Here is a 21,805-nt window from a genome sequence, read left to right as displayed (position 1 = left end):
CTTTAGCTCCTTTCAGAGAAACGTCTCAACGGCTTCTCGCATTTTTTTGACATGCAGCCCGTAGACCACCTGAACGTTGTTACCTTGTTTGATAATCCCTTTTGCGCCGGTCGCTTTCAGGCGCGGCTCATCAATGATGGCGACATCCTTCACCGTCACACGTAAGCGGGTGTAGCAGTTATCCACCACTTCAATATTTTCCCGGCCGCCCAGACCGACGACGATGGATTCACCCAGCCCGTCGTTATTGCCCTTCGCCTGGTACTCCTGTTTGCTGTAAAGGCGCGTCTCCTGATCCTCATCTTCACGGCCTGGCGTTTTCATGTTGAAACGCAGGATCAGGAAGCGGAACACCACGAAGTAGAGGGCGAACATGATCAGCCCGACCACGATGTACATCGGCCAGTTGGACTTTTCCGTACCGAGCGGCAGGTTGTAGAGAATAAAATCGATAATCCCGTTAGCGCCGATGGCGTGAACACCCAGCAGGGAGAACAGCATCATCCCGATACCCGTCAGCACCGCGTGCACCACGAACAGCAGCGGGGCGACAAACAGGAAGGAGAACTCGATGGGCTCGGTGACGCCGACCAGCAGCGAAGTGAGCGCCGCCGGGATCAGAATCGCTTTTGCTGCCGCTTTACGCTCCGGCTTTGCGGTCATGTACATCGCCAGCGCCGCCGCCGGCAGGCCAAACATCTTGCTGATGCCGCGCGCATCCCATACCACCGTGCTGCTGAGCTGTTTCACCTCCGGGCAGGCCATTTCCGCGAAGTAAATGTTGCGCGCGCCCTGATAAACCGTACCGCACACCTCTTGCGTGCCGCCCAGTTCGGTATACAGGAACGGGGTATAGACCAGATGATGCAGACCGGTGGGCACCAGAATGCGCTCAAGGAAGCCGTAGATCGCCACGCCGAACGGACCGGAACCTTTGATGGCAAGCGCCATTGCGCTAATGCCGTGCTGGGCAAACGGCCACAGCTCGCTCATTACTACGCCGAGCAGCATGGAAACGGGCAGCATCACAATGGCGACAAAACAGTGACCAGAGTAAATCGCCATCGCGCCGTTAAACTGTACGCCGGAGTATTTGTTGTACAGGTATCCGGCAAGCGCGCCGGTCAGGATCCCGGCGAACACGCCCATCTCCAGCACCTGAACGCCCAGCACCATGGTCTGCCCGGCGGCTTTCATCTGTGCTGCGTTTGCCAGTTCGCCCTGAAGCTGTAGCGTGACGTTCATGGCGTTGATAAACACCACAAACGTCACCAGCCCAATCAGCGCCGCGTAGCCTTTATCCCGTGTTGCCAGACCAATCGGGATGCCGACGGCAAACACCAGGGCCAGGTTAACCAGCACCGACACGGCAGATTTGGCGATCAGCTGGCCGATATTCTGGATCAGCGGATGGCCGAGAAACGGCAGATACTCGGCCAGGTTGCCATTGCCCAGCACATTGCCAAAGGCGATAAACAGACCGACGATCGGTAAAATAAGTACCGGTCCGTACAATGATTTTCCGAAATTTTGTAGGGCGTTCACGGCTCGTTTCATGGCTTTCTCTCTTATTGAACCGCGCACTCGGGGTGCGTCTTGAGCTTAAAACTAGCAGGCTCCCGGCGAGCTTATCCAGCTATCTTCTTGTTTTAAAAACAAATGACGTGAAAGGTAACATGTGACGTTTGACGTTGTGATCGGCGTAACATCACCACGTTGACGATGCGAGCCGCCTTCCAGATCCTAAAAATGGACTTTTTGTATTAACGAAACTTGCGGATAATACTTATCCGGAAGACGACCAACAGGCTCCATGGGCCAGGGACAAAGGATGAAACCGTTTCGCTTAGCCGCGCTCTCTCTTGCGCTGCTCACCACGTTTACGCTTGTCGGCTGTGATAACAGCGACGATAAACCTCAGGCTGCGGCTCCCGCGGCATCTACAGCAACCACACCAAAAGCGGCGGAAAAGCCAGACGCTGACAAGCTGGCAAAACTGGCGGCACAAAGTCAGGGCAAAGCTCTCACTCTGCTTGATGCCTCTGAAGTGCAGCTGGACGGCGCCGCCACGCTGGTGCTGACATTCTCTGTTCCACTGAATCCGGATCAGGATTTCTCGAAAACCGTGCATGTCGTGGATAAGAAAAGCGGCAAGGTTGACGGGGCGTGGGAACTGGCGCCGAACCTGAAAGAGCTTCGTCTGCGCCATCTGGAGCCTAACCGCAATCTGGTCGTCACCGTGGAACGCGATCTGCAGGCGTTAAACAAAGCGACTTTTGGCATCGACTACGAAAAAGCCCTGACCACCCGGGATGTCGAGCCGACGGTCGGCTTCGCCAGCCGCGGGTCACTGCTGCCGGGTAAAGTGGTGGAAGGCTTGCCTGTCATGGCGCTCAACGTCAATAACGTGGACGTGAACTTTTATCGCGTGAAACCGGAGTCGCTGGCTTCATTCGTCAGCCAGTGGGAATACCGTAACTCGCTGACCAACTGGGAATCTGACAATCTGCTGAAGATGGCCGAGTTGGTTTATACCGGTCGTTTCGATCTTAACCCGGCACGCAACACGCGTGAAAAACTGCTGCTGCCGCTGAAAGATATCAAGCCGCTCCAGCAGTCGGGCGTCTATATCGCAGTGATGAATCAGGCAGGGCACTACAACTACAGCAATGCCGCCACGCTCTTCACCTTAAGCGATATTGGGCTGTCCGCTCACCGTTATCATAACCGTCTCGATATCTTCACCCAGAGCCTGGAAAACGGTGCGGCGCAATCCGGCGTAACCGTCACGCTGTTAAACGATAAAGGGCAGACCCTGGCTGAGGCGAACAGCGATGCCGACGGCCATGCAAAGCTCGAAACTGACAAAGAAGCCGCGCTGATCCTTGCCAGTAAAGATGGCCAGACTACGCTGCTTGACCTCAAGCTGCCGGCACTCGATCTGGCGGAGTTCGACATTGCCGGTAGCCCGGGTTACAGCAAGCAATTCTTTATGTTTGGCCCGCGTGACCTCTATCGCCCAGGCGAAACGGTGATCCTGAACGGCTTACTGCGCGACAGCGACGGTAAACCGCTGCCCGCGCAGCCGGTGAAGCTGGATGTGCTTCGCCCGGACGGGCAGGTAGCGCGTACCGTCGTCGTCCAGCCGGAGAATGGTCTCTATCGCTTTAACTATCCGCTGGACAGCGGGGCACAAACCGGCATGTGGCATATCCGCGCCAATACGGGCGATAACCAGCAGCGTCTGTGGGACTTCCACGTCGAAGATTTTATGCCAGAGCGTATGGCGCTGAATCTGAGCGGACAAAAAACGCCGGTTTCACCGCAGGATAACGTCGACTTTAACGTGGTGGGATATTACCTCTACGGCGCACCGGCCAACGGTAATGCCCTGCAGGGGCAGCTCTTTTTGCGTCCACTGCGTGAAGCGGTTCCGGCGCTGCCTGGCTTCCAGTTTGGCGATATCGCCGAAGACAACCTGAGTCGCAGCCTGGATGAAGTGCAGCTTACGCTTGATGAACAGGGGCGTGGGCAGGTCTCTACAGAAAGCCAGTGGAAAGAGGTGCACTCTCCGCTTCAGCTGATCCTGCAGGCCAGCCTGCTGGAATCAGGCGGTCGTCCGGTGACGCGTCGTGCTGAACAGGCTATCTGGCCAGCAGCCGAATTACCGGGTATTCGTCCTCAGTTCGCAAGCAAGGCGGTGTATGATTACCGCACCGATACCACCGTTAACCAGCCTATCGTCGATGAAAACGGCAACGCCAGTTTCGACATTGTCTATGCCGATGCCAGTGGGGCGAAAAAGGCTGTTTCCGGGTTACAGGTGCGCCTGATCCGCGAACGCCGCGACTACTATTGGAACTGGTCAGAAAGCGATGGCTGGCAGTCCCAGTTTGATCAAAAAGATCTCATTGAAGGCGAGCAGGAGCTGACCCTCAAGGCCGATGAAACGGGTAAAGTGACGTTCCCGGTAGAGTGGGGCTCCTATCGTCTGGAAGTGAAAGCGCCTGATGACATGGTCAGCAGCGTACGTTTCTGGGCCGGGTACAGCTGGCAGGATAACAGTGACGGCACGGGAGCCGCGCGCCCCGACCGCGTGACCCTGAAACTGGATAAGCCTTCTTACCAGCCGGGTGACACCATCCAGTTGCATATCGCCGCACCTGCCGCAGGTAAAGGCTATGCGATGATCGAATCCAGCGAAGGGCCACTGTGGTGGAAAGAGATCGACGTCCCGGCCAACGGACTGGATCTGTCTATTCCGGTAGACAAAGCCTGGAAACGCCACGACCTCTATCTCAGCACGCTGGTGGTTCGCCCTGGCGATAAATCCAAATCCGCCACGCCGAAGCGGGCGGTTGGCCTGCTGCATCTGCCGATGGGGGATGAAAATCGCCGTCTGAATATCGCGCTGGATAACCCGCAGAAAATGCGCCCTAACCAGACGCTTTCCGTGAAAGTAAAAGCCAGCGTTAAAGAGGGCCCGGTACCACAGAAAGTGAACGTGCTGGTCTCCGCGGTGGACAGCGGTGTGCTGAACATTACCGATTACGTCACGCCGGATCCGTGGCAGGCCTTCTTTGGTCAGAAGCGCTATGGCGCGGATATCTACGATATCTACGGCCAGGTGATTGAAGGCCAGGGACGTATGGCCGCGCTGCGTTTTGGTGGTGACGGCGATGAGCTTAAACGCGGCGGTAAGCCGCCGGTGAATCATGTCACTATTATCGCCCAGCAGGCACAGCCAGTGACGCTTGATGCGAATGGTGAAGGGTCCATCACCCTGCCAATTGGAGACTTCAACGGCGAGCTGCGTCTGATGGCGCAGGCCTGGACGGAAGAAGATTTCGGCAGCAGCGAAAGCAAAGTGATTGTGGCCGCGCCGGTCATTACCGAGCTTAATACGCCGCGCTTCCTGGCAAGCGGCGATACCTCACGGTTGACGCTGGATCTCACTAACCTGACCGATCAGCCGCAAACGCTAAATGTGGCCTTAACCGCGACCGGCAAGCTGTTGCTGGAAGGGGCGCAGCCGCAGCCTGTCAAACTGCCACCGGGTGCGCGCAGCACGCTGTTTATTCCGGTGCGTGCACTGGAAGGTTACGGTGACGGCGAAGTGACGGCGCAGATAACAGGACTTCAGCTGCCTGGCGAGACCTTCGCTCCGCAGCAGAAGAGCTGGAAAATCGGCGTCCGTCCTGCGTTCCCGGCGCAGACGGTGAATACCGGGGCCATGCTGAACCCGGGTGAGTCCTGGACTGCGCCAGGGCAGCATATCAACGGCTTCTCTCCCGCTACATTGCAGGGACAACTGCTGCTTAGCGGCAAACCGCCGCTTAATCTGGCACGCTATATCCGTGAGCTGCAGGCATATCCTTATGGCTGTCTTGAACAAACCACCAGTGGCCTGTTCCCGTCGCTCTATACCAACGCGTCACAGCTTAAGGCGCTTGGCATTAAAGGCGACACGGACGACAAACGTCGTGCTGCCATTGATATTGGCATCTCCCGCCTTCTGCAGATGCAGCGTGATGACGGTGGTTTTGCGCTCTGGGATAAAAACGGTCCGGAAGAGTACTGGCTGACTGCCTATGTCACTGACTTCCTGGTGCGTGCCGGTGAGCAGGGCTACAGCGTGCCGACGGATGCGGTCAATAATGCCAATAGCCGACTGCTCCGCTACCTGCAGGATCCGGGCATGATGTCCATCCGCTACAGCGACAATACTCAGGCCAGCAAATTTGCCGTGCAGGCCTATGCCGCACTGGTACTGGCGCGCCAGCAAAAAGCCCCGCTGGGTGCGTTGCGTGAAATCTGGGATCGTCACGGGCAGGCGGCTTCCGGTCTGCCGCTGATGCAGCTCGGTATGGCACTCAAACTGATGGGGGATGCCCCGCGCAGCCAGCAGGCGCTGGATCTGGCCCTCAAAACACCGCGCAACGACAGCAGAAACTGGATGGCGGATTACGGTAGCGCGCTTCGTGATAACGCGCTGATGCTCTCCCTTCTGGAGGAGTACAAGCTGCTGCCGGATGCGCAAAATACGCTGCTGAATGCCCTGTCTGAACAGGCCTTCAGCCAGCGCTGGCTGTCTACGCAGGAGAGTAACGCGCTATTCCTGGCCGGACGTTCGCTACAAACTCTGTCCGGAGCATGGCAGGCGGAAACCTCACTCTCGGGTACCGCATTGAGCGGTGACAAGGCGCTGGTGCAGAATATGAATGGCGATCAGCTTGGTGCGCTGCAGGTGACCAACACCGGCACGACACCGCTGTGGGTGCGTCTGGATAGCACCGGTTACCCGGACTCAGCCCCTCAGCCATCCTCGAATGTTCTGCAGATTGAACGCCATATTCTGGCAACCGACGGCAGTTCGAAATCGCTCTCTTCGCTGAAGAGCGGTGAGCTGGTGCTGGTATGGCTGGAAGTGAAGGCCAGCCAGAACGTGCCGGATGCGCTGGTGGTGGATCTCCTCCCGGCGGGTCTGGAGCTGGAGAACCAGAACCTGGCAAGCAGCAGCGCCAGCCTGCAGGACAGCGGCAGCGAAGTGCAGAACCTGCTTAGCCAGATGCAGCAGGCGGATATTCAGCATATGGAGTTCCGCGACGACCGCTTTGTGGCAGCAGTGCCGGTGAACGAAGGGCAGCCGGTTACGCTGGTTTATCTGGCGCGCGCCGTGACGCCGGGAACGTACCAGGTACCGGTGCCGCTGGTGGAGTCCATGTATGTTCCGCAGTGGCGGGCAACGGGTGCGGCCAGTGGCCCGCTGATTGTTGTACCGTAATATGTCAGTTGCACGTCTGATACGCTCCCGCTGGCTGTGGCTGGCGGGGGCGCTTCTCATTTTATGGGGGCTGATTGTCGCCGTCGACCGCCTCTGGCCGTTGCCGCTGAAAGAGGTTAACCCCGCCCGGGTGGTGGTGGATGAGAAGGGCACGCCGCTCTGGCGTTTTGCCGACAGCGAAGGGATCTGGCGTTATCCGGTCACGATTGAAGAGGTCTCTCCTCGCTATCTTGAGGCCCTGATCCAGTATGAAGATCGCTGGTTCTGGGAGCATCCAGGCGTGAATCCTTTCTCTGTGCTGCGCGCTGCCTGGCAGGATCTGACGTCCGGTAAGGTTGTCTCCGGGGGCAGCACGCTGACCATGCAGGTTGCGCGTCTGCTGGATCCGCATCCGCGCACCTTTGGCGGTAAAATTCGTCAACTCTGGCGGGCGATGCAGCTTGAATGGCACCTCTCCAAGCGCGAGATCCTCACCCTCTACCTTAACCGCGCCCCGTTTGGCGGGACGCTCCAGGGAATAGGTGCTGCAAGCTGGACCTATCTGGGTAAACCGCCATCACAGCTCAGCTATTCCGAAGCGGCCCTGCTGGCGGTGCTACCTCAGGCCCCCAGCCGTTTACGCCCGGACCGCTGGCCGGCGCGGGCGGAAGCGGCGCGCAACAAAGTGCTCGACCGGATGGTAACGCAGGGCGTCTGGTCAGCCCGACAGGTTAACGAATCCTGTGAAGAGCCGGTATGGCTGGCTCCCCGGCAGATGCCCCAGCTGGCGCCGCTCTTCGCACGCATGATGCTGGGAAAAAGCCGTGATACCAAAATTGTCACCACTCTGGATGCCGCCTTACAACGGCAGCTGGAAGAGCTGGCAATGAACTGGAAATCCCGCCTGCCGGCGCGCAGTTCACTGGCGATGATCGTCGTGGATCATACCAATATGAAAGTGCGCGGCTGGGTCGGTTCGGTGGATATTAACGATGACACCCGCTTCAGCCATGTGGATATGGTGAATGCGATCCGATCCCCGGGATCGGTACTGAAACCTTTTATCTACGGTATGGCGCTCGACGATGGATTGATCCATCCCGCTTCACTGCTTCAGGATGTCCCCAGGAAAACCGGTGATTATCGTCCCGGTAACTTTGACAGCGGATTCCATGGGCCGGTGAGCATGAGCGAAGCGCTGGTGCGCTCCCTTAACCTGCCTGCCGTGCAGGTGCTGGAGGCGTACGGGCCTAAGCGTTTTGCCGGCATGCTCAGCAACGCAGGGTTGCCGCTTATTTTGCCTGCGGGGGCGCAGCCAAATCTGTCGTTGATCCTGGGCGGGGCGGGAGCGCGGCTGGCTGATATTACTGCTGCCTACAGCGCTTTTGCCCGCCACGGTAAAGCGGGAAGGCTGCGCTTACAGCCAGGTGATGCGCTGGTTGAACGTCCGCTGTTGTCACCCGGCTCGGCCTGGATTATTCGCCGTATTCTGGCGAATGAAGCCCAACCGTTACCGGATAACTCACTGCCGCAGGTTGCGCCGCTGGCATGGAAAACGGGCACCAGCTACGGCTATCGCGATGCCTGGGCCATTGGCCTGAATGCGCGTTACGTGATTGGCATCTGGACCGGAAGGCCAGACGGCACGCCCGTGGCGGGACAGTTTGGTTTTGCCAGTGCCGTACCTCTGTTAAATCAGGTGAATAACCTGCTTCAGTCGCGCTCAACGATAGACGAAGCGCGCCTGCCACGCGATCCGCGCCCGGAAAGCGTCGGGCGAGGCGTGATCTGCTGGCCTGGCGGGCAATCTTTGCCGGAGGGCAGTGAAAACTGCCGTCGACGCCTGTCGACCTGGCTGCTGGAAGGTAGTGAGCCGCCGACGCTGTTGCTGCCGGAGCAAGAGGGCATCCGCGGGATCCGTTTCCCGGTCTGGCTGGATAAAACCGGCAAACGCGTGGCGGCAGATTGCCCGGATGCCACAGAGAAAGTGCTGGACGTCTGGCCGTTACCGCTTGAGCCATGGCTGCCTGCCTCGGAGCGTCGTGCGGTCAGGGTTCCTCCCTCTTCAGCAATGTGTCCGCCGTTGTCGCAGGATGCACCTGCACCGCTCATGCTGACCGGCGTGCGTGAGGGAGCGGTTATCAAACGTCTGCCCGGTGAGTCTCGCGTTTCGTTGCCGCTTCAGGCGACCGGTAACAACGGTGAGCGCTGGTGGTTTTTAAACGGAGAGCCGCTGAGTGTGAAAGGAAGAACGTATACATTACAGCTTGATAAGGCGGGGGATTATCAGTTGCTGATCATGGATGAAACGGGTCAGGTGGCGACGGTGAATTTTACGCTGCAGTAACGGTAAAAACGGCCTCAGATGTGAGCTGTTGCTAAAACTCGTCTTATTTTAAAAAAATGTTACCCGAATCCATAGGCAATGGCGCCATTGCTCATTATAATCCGCGCCACACCATACTCAGGTATGCAAAAACAACAGAACATTTTACAGAGGTTATCAATGGCTATTGAACGTACTTTTTCCATCATCAAACCAAACGCGGTGGCAAAAAACGTTATTGGCAGCATCTTCGCTCGCTTTGAATCAGCAGGGTTTAAGATCGTTGGCACCAAAATGCTGCATCTGACCGTTGAGCAGGCTCGCGGTTTCTACGCTGAGCATGAAGGTCGCCCATTCTTTGACGGTCTGGTTGAGTTCATGACCTCTGGCCCGATCGTGGTATCCGTGCTGGAAGGCGAAAATGCGGTACAGCGTCACCGTGACCTGCTGGGTGCAACCAACCCGGATAACGCGCTGGCAGGTACGCTGCGCGCTGACTACGCTGACAGCTTCACCGAGAACGGCACCCACGGTTCTGACTCTGTTGAATCTGCAGCGCGCGAAATCGCTTTCTTCTTCGCAGAAGGCGAAGTGTGTCCACGTACCCGTTAATTTAACGGTTTCGTTTACACATTATTTTCGTAAATGCCACGTGCAAACGTGGCATCCCTGCGCCAGACTTTGTACAATGCAACGCCCCGGACGAGCAGAACGCTTTCCGGGGCGTTTCTTTTCAACCCTCCATGGGCCATAACGTGTAACAACGAGGCCGGAAAATATTATGTCTGAATTAGTGAATACCTCCGAAGTCGCCACGCCTGCGGTTCCAAATAAAAATGGAAAAATTAACCTGCTGGATCTGAACCGTCAGCAGATGCGCGAGTTCTTTAAAGAGTTGGGCGAGAAGCCGTTTCGTGCCGATCAGGTCATGAAATGGATGTACCACTATTGCAGCGACAACTTTGATGACATGACTGACATCAACAAAGTGCTGCGCAACAAGCTCAAAGAAGTGGCTGAAATCCGCGCACCGGAAGTGGTGGAAGAACAACGCTCTTCAGATGGCACCATCAAATGGGCGATTGCCGTTGGCGATCAGCGTGTTGAAACCGTGTATATCCCGGAAGACGATCGCGCCACGCTGTGCGTCTCTTCTCAGGTTGGCTGTGCGCTGGAGTGCAAATTCTGCTCAACCGCGCAGCAAGGTTTTAACCGTAACCTGCGTGTATCGGAAATCATTGGCCAGGTCTGGCGTGCCGCGAAAATCGTTGGCGCGGCGAAAGTGACCGGAACCCGCCCAATTACCAACGTGGTGATGATGGGGATGGGTGAACCGCTGCTGAACCTGACTAACGTGGTTCCGGCAATGGAAATCATGCTGGACGATTTCGGTTTTGGCCTCTCCAAACGTCGCGTGACGCTCTCTACATCAGGCGTGGTTCCGGCTCTGGATAAGCTGGGCGACATGATTGATGTGGCGCTGGCCATCTCTCTGCATGCGCCAAACGATGAAATCCGCGACGAAATTGTGCCGATCAACAAAAAGTACAATATCGAAACCTTCCTTGCGGCGGTGCGTCGCTACCTGGAAAAATCCAACGCCAACCAGGGCCGCGTAACCATCGAGTACGTGATGCTCGACCACGTGAACGACGGTACCGAGCATGCGCATGAACTGGCTGCACTGCTGAAAGATACGCCGTGCAAAATTAACCTGATCCCATGGAACCCGTTCCCGGGAGCGCCGTATGGCCGCAGTTCGAACAGCCGTATCGACCGTTTCTCGAAGGTGTTGATGGAGTACGGTTTCACCACCATCGTGCGTAAAACCCGTGGTGATGATATCGATGCCGCATGCGGTCAGCTGGCGGGTGATGTGATTGACCGAACCAAACGTACCCTGCGTAAACGCATGCAGGGCGAGACGATTGCGGTCAAAGCTGTTTGATTATTATGCAATCACGGCGCATTATTGCGCCGTGAAGCATAATCTTACTGAATAATCAGTCAGATTCGTGATGACTGAGTAATAATTACGGTGCGTTTCATACGACTTTCGGGCAGTATGTAACGACGTAACAACAGTTTAGCTTCACGGGCAGGGCGCACTGTCATCTCCGGGCTGACAGTCTTATACTGACTGTTCAAGGTTAACTGACCAGAAGTTTCGCGGTGCGGGTGGCATTGTGACTCACCGGCACCTGAACCCTTATTTTTCACGTACCAGTAGTTGTAGCGAATGAATACTGAAGCCACTCACGACCAACATGAAGCACTCTCCACTGGCGTTCGTCTTCGCAACGCCCGTGAACAACTCGGACTCAGCCAGCAAGCCGTTGCAGAACGCTTGTGCCTGAAGGTTTCCACGGTTCGCGATATTGAAGAAGATAAGGCACCTGCCGATCTGGCTTCAACATTCTTGCGCGGGTATATCCGCTCTTACGCAAAACTGGTGCACATCCCTGAAGACGAATTACTGCCAATGATGGAGAAGCAGGCACCGGTTCGTGCAGCCAAAGTTGCACCGATGCAGAGCTTCTCTTTGGGCAAACGTCGTAAAAAACGTGATGGCTGGCTGATGAGCTTCACCTGGCTGGTGCTGTTTGTGGTGGTCGGCCTGACCGGCGCATGGTGGTGGCAAAACCACAAGGCGCAGCAGGAAGAGATCACCACGATGGCCGATCAATCCTCTGCCGAACTTAACCAGGCCGGAAACGGTAACGCGCAGAGCGTTCCACTGAGCACCGACAGCGCGGCAACGACCAGCGAACCACAAACCGCGACGACCGATACGCCAGCTACCGACGCTGCGCAGACCCCAGCGGCAACGGCTAACACGCCAGCGCCTCAGACGCAGGCTCCAGCGCAGGATCAAAACGCGGTGGTTGCACCTTCTCAGGCTCCTGTGGATACCGCAACGAACGCACCGGCGGCGAACACTGCTGCCCCCCTGCCGACCGATCAGGCCGGTGTCGCAACGCCCGCGGTTGACCCTAACGCGCTGGTGATGAATTTCACTGCTGACTGCTGGTTAGAAGTCACTGACGCAACAGGTAAAAAACTGTTCAGCGGCCTGCAGCGTAAAGATGGCACGTTAAACCTAACCGGTCAGGCACCGTATAAACTTAAAATCGGCGCACCGGCAGCGGTACAGATCCAGTATCAAGGAAAACCTGTCGATCTGAGCCGCTTTATCAGAACTAACCAGGTTGCACGTCTTACCGTTAATGCCGAACAATCAGCAGCACAGTAACAGACGGGCTACGCGGGAGATTTTTCATGCATAACCAGGCTCCGATTCAACGTAGAAAATCAAAACGGATTTACGTTGGGAATGTGCCAATCGGCGATGGGGCGCCTATCGCCGTCCAGTCGATGACCAATACGCGCACCACGGATGTGGAAGCGACGGTCAACCAAATCAAAGCCTTAGAACGCGTAGGCGCGGACATTGTTCGCGTCTCCGTGCCGACCATGGACGCCGCAGAGGCGTTCAAACTGATCAAACAGCAGGTCAGTGTGCCGCTGGTTGCAGACATCCACTTCGACTACCGCATTGCGCTTAAAGTTGCCGAATACGGCGTCGACTGCCTGCGTATCAACCCAGGCAACATCGGTAACGAAGAGCGTATCCGCATGGTGGTGGACTGCGCACGCGATAAGAACATCCCCATCCGTATCGGCGTGAACGCCGGTTCTCTGGAAAAAGATCTGCAGGAAAAGTACGGCGAACCCACGCCGCAGGCGCTGCTTGAATCCGCGATGCGTCACGTTGATCATCTGGATCGTCTTAACTTCGATCAGTTCAAGGTCAGCGTAAAAGCCTCTGATGTCTTCCTGGCGGTAGAGTCCTATCGTCTGCTGGCGAAGCAGATCGAGCAGCCCCTGCACCTTGGGATCACCGAGGCGGGTGGCCTGCGCAGTGGCTCTGTCAAATCAGCCATCGGCCTGGGTCTGCTGCTCTCGGAAGGGATCGGCGACACCCTGCGCGTTTCGCTGGCGGCCGATCCGGTCGAAGAGATCAAAGTTGGCTTCGACATCCTGAAATCACTGCGTATCCGCGCACGTGGGATCAACTTCATTGCCTGTCCAACCTGTTCACGTCAGGAGTTTGACGTCATCGGAACCGTGAATGCCCTGGAGCAACGTCTTGAAGACATCATCACCCCAATGGACGTCTCCATCATCGGTTGTGTGGTGAATGGCCCGGGTGAAGCGCTGGTGTCAACGCTGGGCGTCACCGGCGGTAACAAGAAAAGTGGTCTCTATGAAGATGGCGTTCGTAAAGATCGTCTGGATAATAGTGATATGATCGACCAGCTTGAAGCGCGCATTCGTGCCAAAGCGTCGATGATGGACGAAGCGCAGCGTATCAGCGTTCAGCAGGTTGAAAAATAACGTGATGGGAAGCGAAGTGCTTCCCATGTATGATTGAACCCATTCTTTGGGTTCTTTTTTGTATATAGAAAGAGAATAAACGTGGCAAAAAACATTCAAGCCATCCGCGGCATGAACGATTATCTGCCTGGCGAAACCGCCATCTGGCAGCGCATTGAAGGCACACTGAAACAGGTGCTCGGCAGCTACGGTTACAGCGAAATCCGTTTGCCGATTGTAGAGCAGACCCCGTTATTCAAACGCGCGATCGGCGAAGTGACCGACGTGGTTGAAAAAGAGATGTACACCTTTGAGGACCGCAACGGCGACAGCCTGACGCTGCGTCCTGAAGGTACGGCGGGCTGCGTACGCGCCGGCATCGAACATGGTCTCCTGTACAATCAGGAGCAGCGCCTGTGGTATATCGGCCCGATGTTCCGCCACGAACGTCCGCAGAAAGGTCGTTATCGCCAGTTCAACCAGCTGGGTGTGGAAGTGTTTGGCCTGCAAGGCCCCGACATTGACGCTGAGCTGATCATGCTGACCGCCCGCTGGTGGCGTGCGCTGGGCATCTCCGAGCACGTCTCTCTTGAGCTGAACTCTATCGGCTCTCTGGAAGCGCGTGCTAACTACCGCGATGCGCTGGTGGCGTTCCTTGAAGAGCACAAAGAGAAGCTGGACGAAGACTGCAAACGTCGCATGTACAGCAACCCGCTGCGCGTGCTTGATTCCAAAAATCCGGACGTGCAGGCGCTGCTGAACGATGCGCCTGCATTAGGCGATTATCTGGACGACGAGTCTCGCGAACACTTTGCTGGTCTTTGCAAACTGCTCGAAGCAGCAGGCATTGCCTATACCGTTAATCAGCGCCTGGTGCGCGGTCTGGACTACTATAACCGTACCGTGTTTGAGTGGGTTACCACCAGCCTCGGTTCGCAGGGCACCGTGTGTGCTGGCGGCCGTTATGACGGTCTGGTTGAGCAGCTTGGCGGCCGTGCCGCGCCTGCGGTTGGCTTTGCAATGGGCCTTGAGCGACTTGTTTTGCTGGTTCAGGCAGTTAATCCGGAATTTAAAGCAGATTCCGTTGTCGATATATACCTGGTGGCCTCAGGCGCGGAAACGCAGTCTGCGGCGATGCAGCTTGCTGAACGCGTGCGCGATGCACTGCCTGAGGTTAAGCTGATGACCAACCATGGCGGCGGCAACTTCAAAAAACAGTTTGCTCGTGCCGATAAGTGGGGCGCAAGTATTGCACTGGTGCTGGGTGAGTCCGAAGTGGCCAACGGCGAAGTGGTAGTGAAAGACCTGCGCTCTGGTGAGCAGACAACGGTAACGCAGGACGGCGTTGCGGCGCACTTGCGCACTCTATTGGGCTAAGGAGAAGGACTGCGTGGAAATTTACGAGAACGAACACGACCAGGTCGACGCGATCAAACGCTTCTTTGCTGAAAACGGCAAAGCGCTGGTTGTTGGGGTGATTTTAGGTGTAGGTGCATTGATTGGCTGGCGCTACTGGAACAATCATCAGGCGGATTCCGCGCGCGGCGCGTCTCTGTCCTATGAAAATACCGTGAGCGCCATTCGTGCCGATCAGCCGCAAACGCTGACGGCAGCAGAGAAATTTGCCGCTGACAATAAAAACACCTACGGTGCGCTGGCCGCGCTGGAAGTGGCTCAGCAGTACATTGATAAGAACGAACTGGATAAAGCGGCTGCCCAGCTGTCGCAGGGGCTTGCGGCCGCCAGCGATGACAACCTGAAAGCGGTTATCAATCTGCGCCTGGCCCGTATCCAGGTTCAGCAGAAAAAAGCTGATGAAGCGCTGAAAACGCTCGATACCATCAAAGGCGAAGGTTTTGCTGCCATCGTTGCCGATCTGCGCGGTGAAGCACTGCTGAGCAAAGGTGATAAAGCGGGCGCGCGTAAAGCGTGGCAAGCTGGTGTAGATAGCAATGCATCCCCTGCGCTGAGCGAAATGATGCAGATGAAAATAAATAATTTGTCCGTCTGAGAGGGACCCGATGCAATTGCGTAAATTACTTCTGCCAGGACTGCTTTCTGTTACGTTATTGAGTGGCTGTTCACTGTTCAGTGGCGAAGAAGACGTTGTGAAAATGTCCCCGCTGCCGACGGTTGAAAACCAGTTTACCCCGTCAACCGCGTGGAGTACTTCCGTGGGCGATGGAATTGGTGATTTCTATTCCAACCTGCACCCGGCTTTTGCTGACAGCGTTATCTATGCGGCTGACCGTAAAGGTACCGTAAAAGCGCTTAACGCCGATGACGGAAAAGAAGTGTGGTCCGTTAACCTGGCGGAAAAAGACGGTTGGTTCTCCCGTAAACCTGCACTGCTGTCTGGCGGCCTGACCGTTGCCGGTGGTCACGTATACGTGGGAAGCGAAAAAGCACAGGTCTATGCCCTGAACACCAGCGACGGTTCTGTTGCCTGGCAAACCACGGTTGCCGGTGAGTCTCTGTCTCGTCCGGTGGTGAGCGACGGCCTGGTGCTGATCCACACCAGCAACGGCCAGCTGCAGGCGCTGAACGAAGCCGATGGTCTGGTGAAGTGGACCGTCAACCTAGATATGCCATCACTCTCCCTGCGCGGCGAATCTGCCCCGGCGACAGCCTTTGGTGCTGCCATTGTGGGTGGTGATAACGGTCGCGTGAGCGCGGTGCTGATGCAGCAAGGTCAGATGATCTGGCAGCAGCGTATCTCTCAGGCGACGGGGTCAACTGAAATCGACCGTCTGAACGACGTCGACACGACGCCTGTTATCGTCAACGGTGTGGTTTATGCGCTGGCGTACAACGGCAACCTGACCGCGCTCGATCTGCGCAGTGGCCAGATCATGTGGAAACGTGAACTGGGCTCAGTGAATGATTTCATTGTTGATGGTAACCGTATCTATATGGTTGACCAGAACGACCGTCTGCTGGCGCTGAGCACCGATGGCGGCGTGACGCTGTGGACGCAAAGCGATCTGCTGCACCGTCTGCTGACCGCACCGGCGCTGTACAACGGTAGCCTGGTGGTGGGTGATAGCGAAGGCTACATGCACTGGATCGATCCGGAGACGGGCCGCTTTACTGCGCAGCAAAAAGTCGACAGCTCTGGCTTCCTCACCGACCCGGTTGTGGCTGACGGCAAACTGCTGATTCAGGCAAAAGACGGCACGCTGTACGCGATCACGCGTTAATTACCCGGCGGTTGTAGTATACTAAACGGCTCCTGTTCACTCAGGAGCCGTTTTGACATTTTTAAAAACGCTGCGAAAGCGACGTTATTTTGAATTTTATGAGGCTTCAAACATGGTACCTGTGGTCGCGCTTGTCGGGCGCCCTAACGTTGGAAAATCCACTCTTTTTAACCGTTTAACACGCACCCGTGATGCGCTGGTTGCGGATTTCCCGGGGCTGACGCGTGACCGTAAGTACGGTCGTGCAGAGGTGGAAGGACGCGAGTTCATCTGTATCGATACCGGTGGTATCGACGGGACAGAAGACGGCGTTGAAACCCGCATGGCGGAGCAGTCTCTGCTGGCCATCGAAGAGGCAGACGTGGTGCTGTTTATGGTGGATGCCCGTGCTGGCCTGATGCCAGCGGATTCCGCCATTGCTAAACATCTGCGTTCGCGTGAAAAACCGACCTTCCTGGTGGCGAACAAAACTGATGGTATCGATGCCGATCAGGCGATCGCCGATTTCTGGTCTTTAGGTCTGGGTGATATCTACCCGATCGCCGCATCGCATGGCCGCGGCGTGACCAGCCTGCTGGAAACCGTTCTGCTGCCGTGGGTTGACGAAGTGAACCCGCCGGAAGAGGTGGACGAAGACGCGGCATACTGGGCGCAGTTCGAAGACGGTGAAGAAGGCGAAGAAGAAGAGCCTGAAGAGACATTCAACCCGCAGGATCTGCCGATTAAACTGGCCATTGTGGGGCGTCCAAACGTAGGTAAGTCTACGCTCACTAACCGTATTCTGGGCGAAGAGCGTGTGGTGGTATACGACATGCCGGGCACCACCCGCGACAGCATCTACATCCCGATGGAGCGTGATGAGCGTGAGTATGTGCTCATCGACACCGCGGGCGTGCGTAAGCGCGGAAAAATCACCGATGTGGTGGAGAAATTCTCCGTCATCAAAACCCTGCAGGCGATTGAAGATGCCAACGTTGTGCTGCTGGTTATCGATGCGCGTGAAGGTATCTCCGATCAGGACTTGTCGCTGCTCGGCTTTATCCTCAATAGTGGGCGCTCACTGGTTATCGTGGTGAACAAATGGGATGGCCTGAGCAATGAAGTTCGTGAGCAGGTGAAAGAGACGCTGGACTTCCGTCTGGGCTTCATCGACTTTGCTCGCGTGCACTTTATCTCTGCGCTGCACGGCAGCGGTGTGGGTAACCTGTTCGACTCCGTGCGTGAAGCGTATGACAGCTCCACCCGTCGTCAGAGCACCGCTATGCTGACCCGCATCATGAACATGGCAGCAGAAGACCATCAGCCGCCGCTGGTACGTGGCCGTCGCGTGAAGCTTAAATACGCCCACGCCGGTGGTTATAACCCGCCAATCGTGGTGATTCACGGCAACCAGGTGAAAGACCTGCCGGATTCCTACAAGCGTTATCTGATGAACTACTTCCGTAAATCGCTGGACGTGATGGGCACCCCTATCCGTATCCAGTTCAAGGAAGGGGATAACCCGTTTGCTAACAAGCGCAACACCCTTACGCCAAACCAGATGCGTAAGCGTAAGCGTTTGATTAAGCACATTAAGAAAAGCAAATAAACTTTGCCTGTCTCACAAAAACCCGCGCCTGTCGCGGGTTTTTTTCGCCCATACAAAACGCCTGCCTTCCCTGTGTGAAGTCAATCACTATTCGCTTTTAACCATGTTTAAATCTAAGAAAGTAGACAATCGTCGAATTTTCATCTTAAAGTCCAGGGTCTGGTACTAGACAAAACTAGCGCCTGGTTATCAAATGGTTAACTCATTTTTCGCCGCATGTAAAAAATCGGTCAGATACGTAACTGGCCGGCGTACGCGCGGTGCTTTCAGCACAACGACATACCTTTCGGGAGAATTATGCAATCCTCTGTTAATCAAAAAGAAAGCCGAACGTTCTTCGGCCATCCTTATCCGCTCGGTTCGCTGTTCTTTACCGAGATGTGGGAGCGTTTCTCGTTTTACGGCATTCGTCCGTTACTGATCCTCTTTATGGCCGCCACCGTCTATGACGGCGGCATGGGGCTGGCGCGTGAAAACGCCTCGGCGATTGTCGGTATCTTCGCCGGTACCATGTACCTGGCCGCGCTGCCGGGTGGCTGGCTGGCCGATAACTGGCTCGGCCAGCAGCGAGCCGTCTGGTACGGTTCGATTCTGATTGCGCTCGGCCACCTGTCGATTGCGCTCTCGGCGGTGATGGGGAACAACCTGTTCTTTATCGGCCTGATGTTTATTGTGCTGGGATCGGGCCTGTTCAAGACCTGTATCTCTGTGATGGTCGGCACCCTGTATAAAAAAGGCGATGCGCGTCGTGACGGCGGATTCTCGCTGTTCTATATGGGCATCAACATGGGCTCGTTCATTGCGCCGCTGATTTCCGGCTGGTTGATTAAAACCCACGGCTGGCACTGGGGCTTTGGTATTGGTGGCATCGGGATGCTGGTGGCGCTGATTATCTTCCGCGTGTTTGCTGTCCCGTCCATGAAGCGCTACGACAGCGAAGTGGGCCTCGATTCCACCTGGAACAGCCCGGTGGTCAAACGCAACGGCGTGGGCGCGTGGCTGCTGGCGCTGGCGGTAGGGGTGGCGATTCTCGTCACGCTGATCGCCCAGGGGGTCATTGTGATTAACCCGGTCGCGGTGGCCAGTATGCTGGTCTATGTGATTGCGGCATCCGTTGCGCTCTACTTTATTTATCTGTTCATCTTCGCGGGTCTGACCCGTAAAGAGCGCGCCAGACTGCTGGTCTGCTTTATCCTGCTGGTTTCCGCTGCGTTCTTCTGGTCCGCGTTTGAACAGAAACCGACTTCCTTTAACCTGTTTGCCAACGACTACACCAATCGCATGATCGGAGATTTCGAAATTCCGGCCGTATGGTTCCAGTCGATCAACGCCCTGTTCATCATTCTGCTGGCGCCGGTATTCAGCTGGGCGTGGCCGAAGCTTGCCACCATGAACATTCGCCCGAGCAGTATCACCAAGTTTGTTATTGGTATTCTCTGTGCGGCGGCGGGCTTTGGCCTGATGATGCTGGCGGCGCAGAATGTGCTGAGCAACGGCGGGGCAGGCGTTTCGCCGTTCTGGCTGGTAGGCAGTATTTTGATGCTGACGCTGGGTGAGCTGTGTCTGAGCCCGATTGGTCTGGCTACCATGACCCTGCTGGCACCAGAAAGAATGCGCGGTCAGATGATGGGGCTGTGGTTCTGCGCAAGTGCGTTGGGTAACCTGGCTGCCGGTCTGATTGGCGGCCACGTGAAGGCCGACCAGCTGGATATGTTGCCAGATCTCTTCGCGCGTTGCTCCATCGCGCTGCTGATTTGTGCTGCGGTACTGATCGTTCTCATTGTGCCGGTTCGTCGCATGCTGGAAAATGCCCGGACGAAACCTGCCACAGAGGCGGTATAATCGATCTGCCGGGGCGAACGCTTCGCCCCGGCAACCTGCTTAAGGAGTTACTATGTCGATCGCCTGTCCAACCTGCCATGCCGAGCTGGAGCCGCAAAACGGCGTGGCTTACTGCGAACACTGTCACAAAGATATTGCGCTCGAAGCCCGCTGCCCGGAGTGCCATCAGCCACTCCAGGTATTAAAGGCCTGTGGTGCGGTGGACTATTTCTGCCAGAACGGCCACGGCCTGATCTCTAAAAAACGCGTGGAGTTCGTCCCTGCCGGGGCTTAATCACACACGCAGCCTTCGCCTTTCTGCCAGAGTTCAACCAGCGATTCGGGCGCTTCCTGCTCCGGTACCAGCACAATAATATCGGTATACTGCGCTTCGTTGTGCCGGGTCCAGAAGATCTGGATACGAAAATAACGCTGGTCACCGCTGCCTGGTGACGACGCCTGACCAGGCGGTTGCCCACGCGGAATGGCTTGCTCCAGAATACTCACCACGCGCTGACGCTGCGCCTCATTGAGAGATGAGAGCGTGATGGTGCGCTGGCCGCTCAGCCTGGGAATAAAAGCGACGCCGCCTTCCCGGGCCAGCTCAACCACGGCGTCATCTGTCAGTTCCGGAACCTGCATTTACAGCACTCCCACCTGTTCCCAGGCTTGTCTTATTGCCGCTCCAACGTCGCTGCCCGAGCGCTTTTCGCCGTGGGCTATCGTCAGTTTTGCGAAGGCATCAAAATCCGCATCTTGTGGCAGATTGCGATCGCAAACTGTGTCGTACCAGGCATAACCCGCTTTTTCCCAGGCATAGCCGCCGATTGCCGTTGCGGCCAGATAAAACGCCCGGTTGGGAATGCCGGAGTTCAGGTGGACGCCGCCGTTATCTTCACGCGTTTTGATGAAATCCTTCATGTGCGCCGGTTGCGGATCTTTACCGAGCAGAGGATCGTCATAGGCGGTGCCCGGCTCCGACATGGAGCGCAACCCTTTGCCGTTAATCCCTTTCGCCAGCAGACCTTCGCCAATCAGCCAGTCGGCCTGGTCGGCGGTTTGCTTCAGGTGATACTGTTTAACCAGCGAGCCAAACACGTCCGACAGGGACTCATTCAGCGCACCCGATTGTTCAAAATAGATCAGCCCGGCTTCGGTCTCGGTAACGCCATGGCTGAGTTCGTGCGCCACAACGTCGATGGCAATGGTAAAACGGTTAAATATTTCCCCGTCGCCATCGCCAAAGACCATTTGCTGACCGTTCCAGAAGGCGTTCTGGTATTCCCGGCCATAATGCACGGTGCCGGTGAGGATCAGCCCTTTATTATCGAGCGAGTCACGCTGGTATTCTTTCCAGAAGAAATCGTGGGTGATGCCTAAATAGTCATAGGCTTCATCGACGGCCACATCCCCATTGGACGGCTGGCCTTCATAGCGCACCTGCGTGCCTGGCAACTCCTGGGTCTGTTTCGCATCGTAGATATCACGCTCCAGCTGTCCGGCTTTGCTCACGTGCGGCGCGGCAGGTTTACCGGGCATGTGGGCCATTAGCGTCTGGACATGGGTTAAAGTCTGGCGGGCGCAGCGCTGCTGCGGCTCAGAACCGCTTTCGATAATACGACGAAGAATATAAGGGGGGATCACGCTGTGAATTCGGGTCATGCAACTCTCCTGTTTTCTGGCAATGCCGAAAAAAGAATCTTCTTAAGTGTAAAACATTAAACCGGTGC

General features: G+C 56.3%; 15 protein-coding genes. 12 read left to right on the top strand and 3 right to left on the bottom strand.

The features are described from left to right. Positions 1-12 precede the first annotated feature (12 nt). Positions 13-1,557: a PTS transporter subunit EIIC gene (locus tag ACMWKA_RS04830; protein ID WP_148790430.1), complete on the bottom strand. Its 1,545-nt coding sequence runs from the start codon at positions 1,555-1,557 to the stop codon at positions 13-15. 274 nt (positions 1,558-1,831) lie between these two features. On the opposite strand from ACMWKA_RS04830, the gene ACMWKA_RS04825 reads away from it, so the two are divergent. The 12 genes from ACMWKA_RS04825 (at position 1,832) to ACMWKA_RS04770 (ending at position 20,370) form a co-directional block, all read left to right on the top strand. Continuing rightward, a complete protein-coding gene (locus ACMWKA_RS04825; RefSeq protein ID WP_414760037.1) occupies positions 1,832-6,784 on the top strand; it encodes an alpha-2-macroglobulin family protein in 4,953 nt (1,650 codons plus the stop codon). Position 6,785: 1 nt separating this feature from the next. Beyond that, entirely contained in the window at positions 6,786-9,110 is a 2,325-nt protein-coding gene (pbpC, locus tag ACMWKA_RS04820) for a peptidoglycan glycosyltransferase PbpC (RefSeq protein ID WP_414760036.1), read from the top strand. 159 nt (positions 9,111-9,269) lie between these two features. Continuing rightward, positions 9,270-9,701: a nucleoside-diphosphate kinase gene (gene ndk / locus ACMWKA_RS04815; RefSeq protein ID WP_003860625.1), complete on the top strand. Its 432-nt coding sequence runs from the start codon at positions 9,270-9,272 to the stop codon at positions 9,699-9,701. 169 nt (positions 9,702-9,870) lie between these two features. Beyond that, a complete protein-coding gene (locus ACMWKA_RS04810) occupies positions 9,871-11,037 on the top strand; it encodes a bifunctional tRNA (adenosine(37)-C2)-methyltransferase TrmG/ribosomal RNA large subunit methyltransferase RlmN (protein WP_013098279.1) in 1,167 nt (388 codons plus the stop codon). A gap of 291 nt (positions 11,038-11,328) precedes the next feature. Next, entirely contained in the window at positions 11,329-12,342 is a 1,014-nt protein-coding gene (gene rodZ / locus ACMWKA_RS04805) for a cytoskeleton protein RodZ (RefSeq protein WP_047023259.1), read from the top strand. A 26-nt stretch (positions 12,343-12,368) separates the two neighbouring features. Continuing rightward, positions 12,369-13,487: a flavodoxin-dependent (E)-4-hydroxy-3-methylbut-2-enyl-diphosphate synthase gene (ispG, locus tag ACMWKA_RS04800; RefSeq protein ID WP_020690022.1), complete on the top strand. Its 1,119-nt coding sequence runs from the start codon at positions 12,369-12,371 to the stop codon at positions 13,485-13,487. An 81-nt stretch (positions 13,488-13,568) separates the two neighbouring features. Beyond that, positions 13,569-14,843 carry a histidine--tRNA ligase gene (hisS, locus tag ACMWKA_RS04795; RefSeq protein WP_013098276.1) on the top strand — a complete coding sequence of 425 codons (1,275 nt, stop codon included), beginning with the start codon at positions 13,569-13,571 and terminating at the stop codon, positions 14,841-14,843. A gap of 13 nt (positions 14,844-14,856) precedes the next feature. Then, positions 14,857-15,477, top strand: a complete 621-nt coding sequence (locus ACMWKA_RS04790) for a YfgM family protein (protein ID WP_013098275.1) — start codon at positions 14,857-14,859, stop codon at positions 15,475-15,477. Between the two features lie 10 nt (positions 15,478-15,487). Next, complete coding sequence (gene bamB / locus ACMWKA_RS04785; RefSeq protein ID WP_029882244.1) at positions 15,488-16,666, top strand: outer membrane protein assembly factor BamB; 1,179 nt, start codon at positions 15,488-15,490, stop codon at positions 16,664-16,666. 112 nt (positions 16,667-16,778) lie between these two features. Further along, on the top strand, positions 16,779-18,254 hold the full coding sequence (gene der, locus ACMWKA_RS04780) for a ribosome biogenesis GTPase Der (RefSeq protein WP_029882245.1): 1,476 nt from the start codon (positions 16,779-16,781) through the stop codon (positions 18,252-18,254). A 297-nt stretch (positions 18,255-18,551) separates the two neighbouring features. Next, positions 18,552-20,096, top strand: coding sequence for a peptide MFS transporter (locus ACMWKA_RS04775; protein ID WP_058651804.1), 1,545 nt, complete (start codon positions 18,552-18,554; stop codon positions 20,094-20,096). Positions 20,097-20,148: 52 nt separating this feature from the next. Further along, a complete protein-coding gene (locus ACMWKA_RS04770) occupies positions 20,149-20,370 on the top strand; it encodes a zinc ribbon domain-containing protein (RefSeq protein ID WP_013098270.1) in 222 nt (73 codons plus the stop codon). Here ACMWKA_RS04770 and ACMWKA_RS04765 read toward each other — a convergent pair. After that, positions 20,367-20,717, bottom strand: coding sequence for a protealysin inhibitor emfourin (locus tag ACMWKA_RS04765; RefSeq protein WP_040023368.1), 351 nt, complete (start codon positions 20,715-20,717; stop codon positions 20,367-20,369). The genes ACMWKA_RS04770 and ACMWKA_RS04765 overlap by 4 nt on opposite strands. Continuing rightward, on the bottom strand, positions 20,718-21,737 hold the full coding sequence (locus tag ACMWKA_RS04760) for a M4 family metallopeptidase (protein WP_023620379.1): 1,020 nt from the start codon (positions 21,735-21,737) through the stop codon (positions 20,718-20,720). It lies immediately after the preceding gene. Positions 21,738-21,805 lie beyond the last annotated feature (68 nt).

Source organism: Enterobacter sp. 03-F-07-AD-ECC (assembly GCF_047530935.1).
GTDB classification, from domain to species: domain Bacteria; phylum Pseudomonadota; class Gammaproteobacteria; order Enterobacterales; family Enterobacteriaceae; genus Enterobacter; species Enterobacter cloacae.
Note: the sequence above shows the minus strand (reverse complement) of the source record. Positions and strands in the feature narration are given on the sequence as shown.

Bases quoted from the DNA above. Each gene is read 5' to 3' on its own strand.
- ACMWKA_RS04830 (WP_148790430.1), bottom strand. From the start codon at position 1,557: ATGAAACGAGCCGTGAACGCCCTACAAAATTTCGGAAAATCATTGTAC.
- ACMWKA_RS04825 (WP_414760037.1), top strand. From the start codon at position 1,832: ATGAAACCGTTTCGCTTAGCCGCGCTCTCTCTTGCGCTGCTCACCACG.
- pbpC (WP_414760036.1), top strand. From the start codon at position 6,786: ATGTCAGTTGCACGTCTGATACGCTCCCGCTGGCTGTGGCTGGCGGGG.
- ndk (WP_003860625.1), top strand. From the start codon at position 9,270: ATGGCTATTGAACGTACTTTTTCCATCATCAAACCAAACGCGGTGGCA.
- ACMWKA_RS04810 (WP_013098279.1), top strand. From the start codon at position 9,871: ATGTCTGAATTAGTGAATACCTCCGAAGTCGCCACGCCTGCGGTTCCA.
- rodZ (WP_047023259.1), top strand. From the start codon at position 11,329: ATGAATACTGAAGCCACTCACGACCAACATGAAGCACTCTCCACTGGC.
- ispG (WP_020690022.1), top strand. From the start codon at position 12,369: ATGCATAACCAGGCTCCGATTCAACGTAGAAAATCAAAACGGATTTAC.
- bamB (WP_029882244.1), top strand. From the start codon at position 15,488: ATGCAATTGCGTAAATTACTTCTGCCAGGACTGCTTTCTGTTACGTTA.
- der (WP_029882245.1), top strand. From the start codon at position 16,779: ATGGTACCTGTGGTCGCGCTTGTCGGGCGCCCTAACGTTGGAAAATCC.
- ACMWKA_RS04775 (WP_058651804.1), top strand. From the start codon at position 18,552: ATGCAATCCTCTGTTAATCAAAAAGAAAGCCGAACGTTCTTCGGCCAT.
- ACMWKA_RS04770 (WP_013098270.1), top strand. From the start codon at position 20,149: ATGTCGATCGCCTGTCCAACCTGCCATGCCGAGCTGGAGCCGCAAAAC.
- ACMWKA_RS04765 (WP_040023368.1), bottom strand. From the start codon at position 20,717: ATGCAGGTTCCGGAACTGACAGATGACGCCGTGGTTGAGCTGGCCCGG.
- ACMWKA_RS04760 (WP_023620379.1), bottom strand. From the start codon at position 21,737: ATGACCCGAATTCACAGCGTGATCCCCCCTTATATTCTTCGTCGTATT.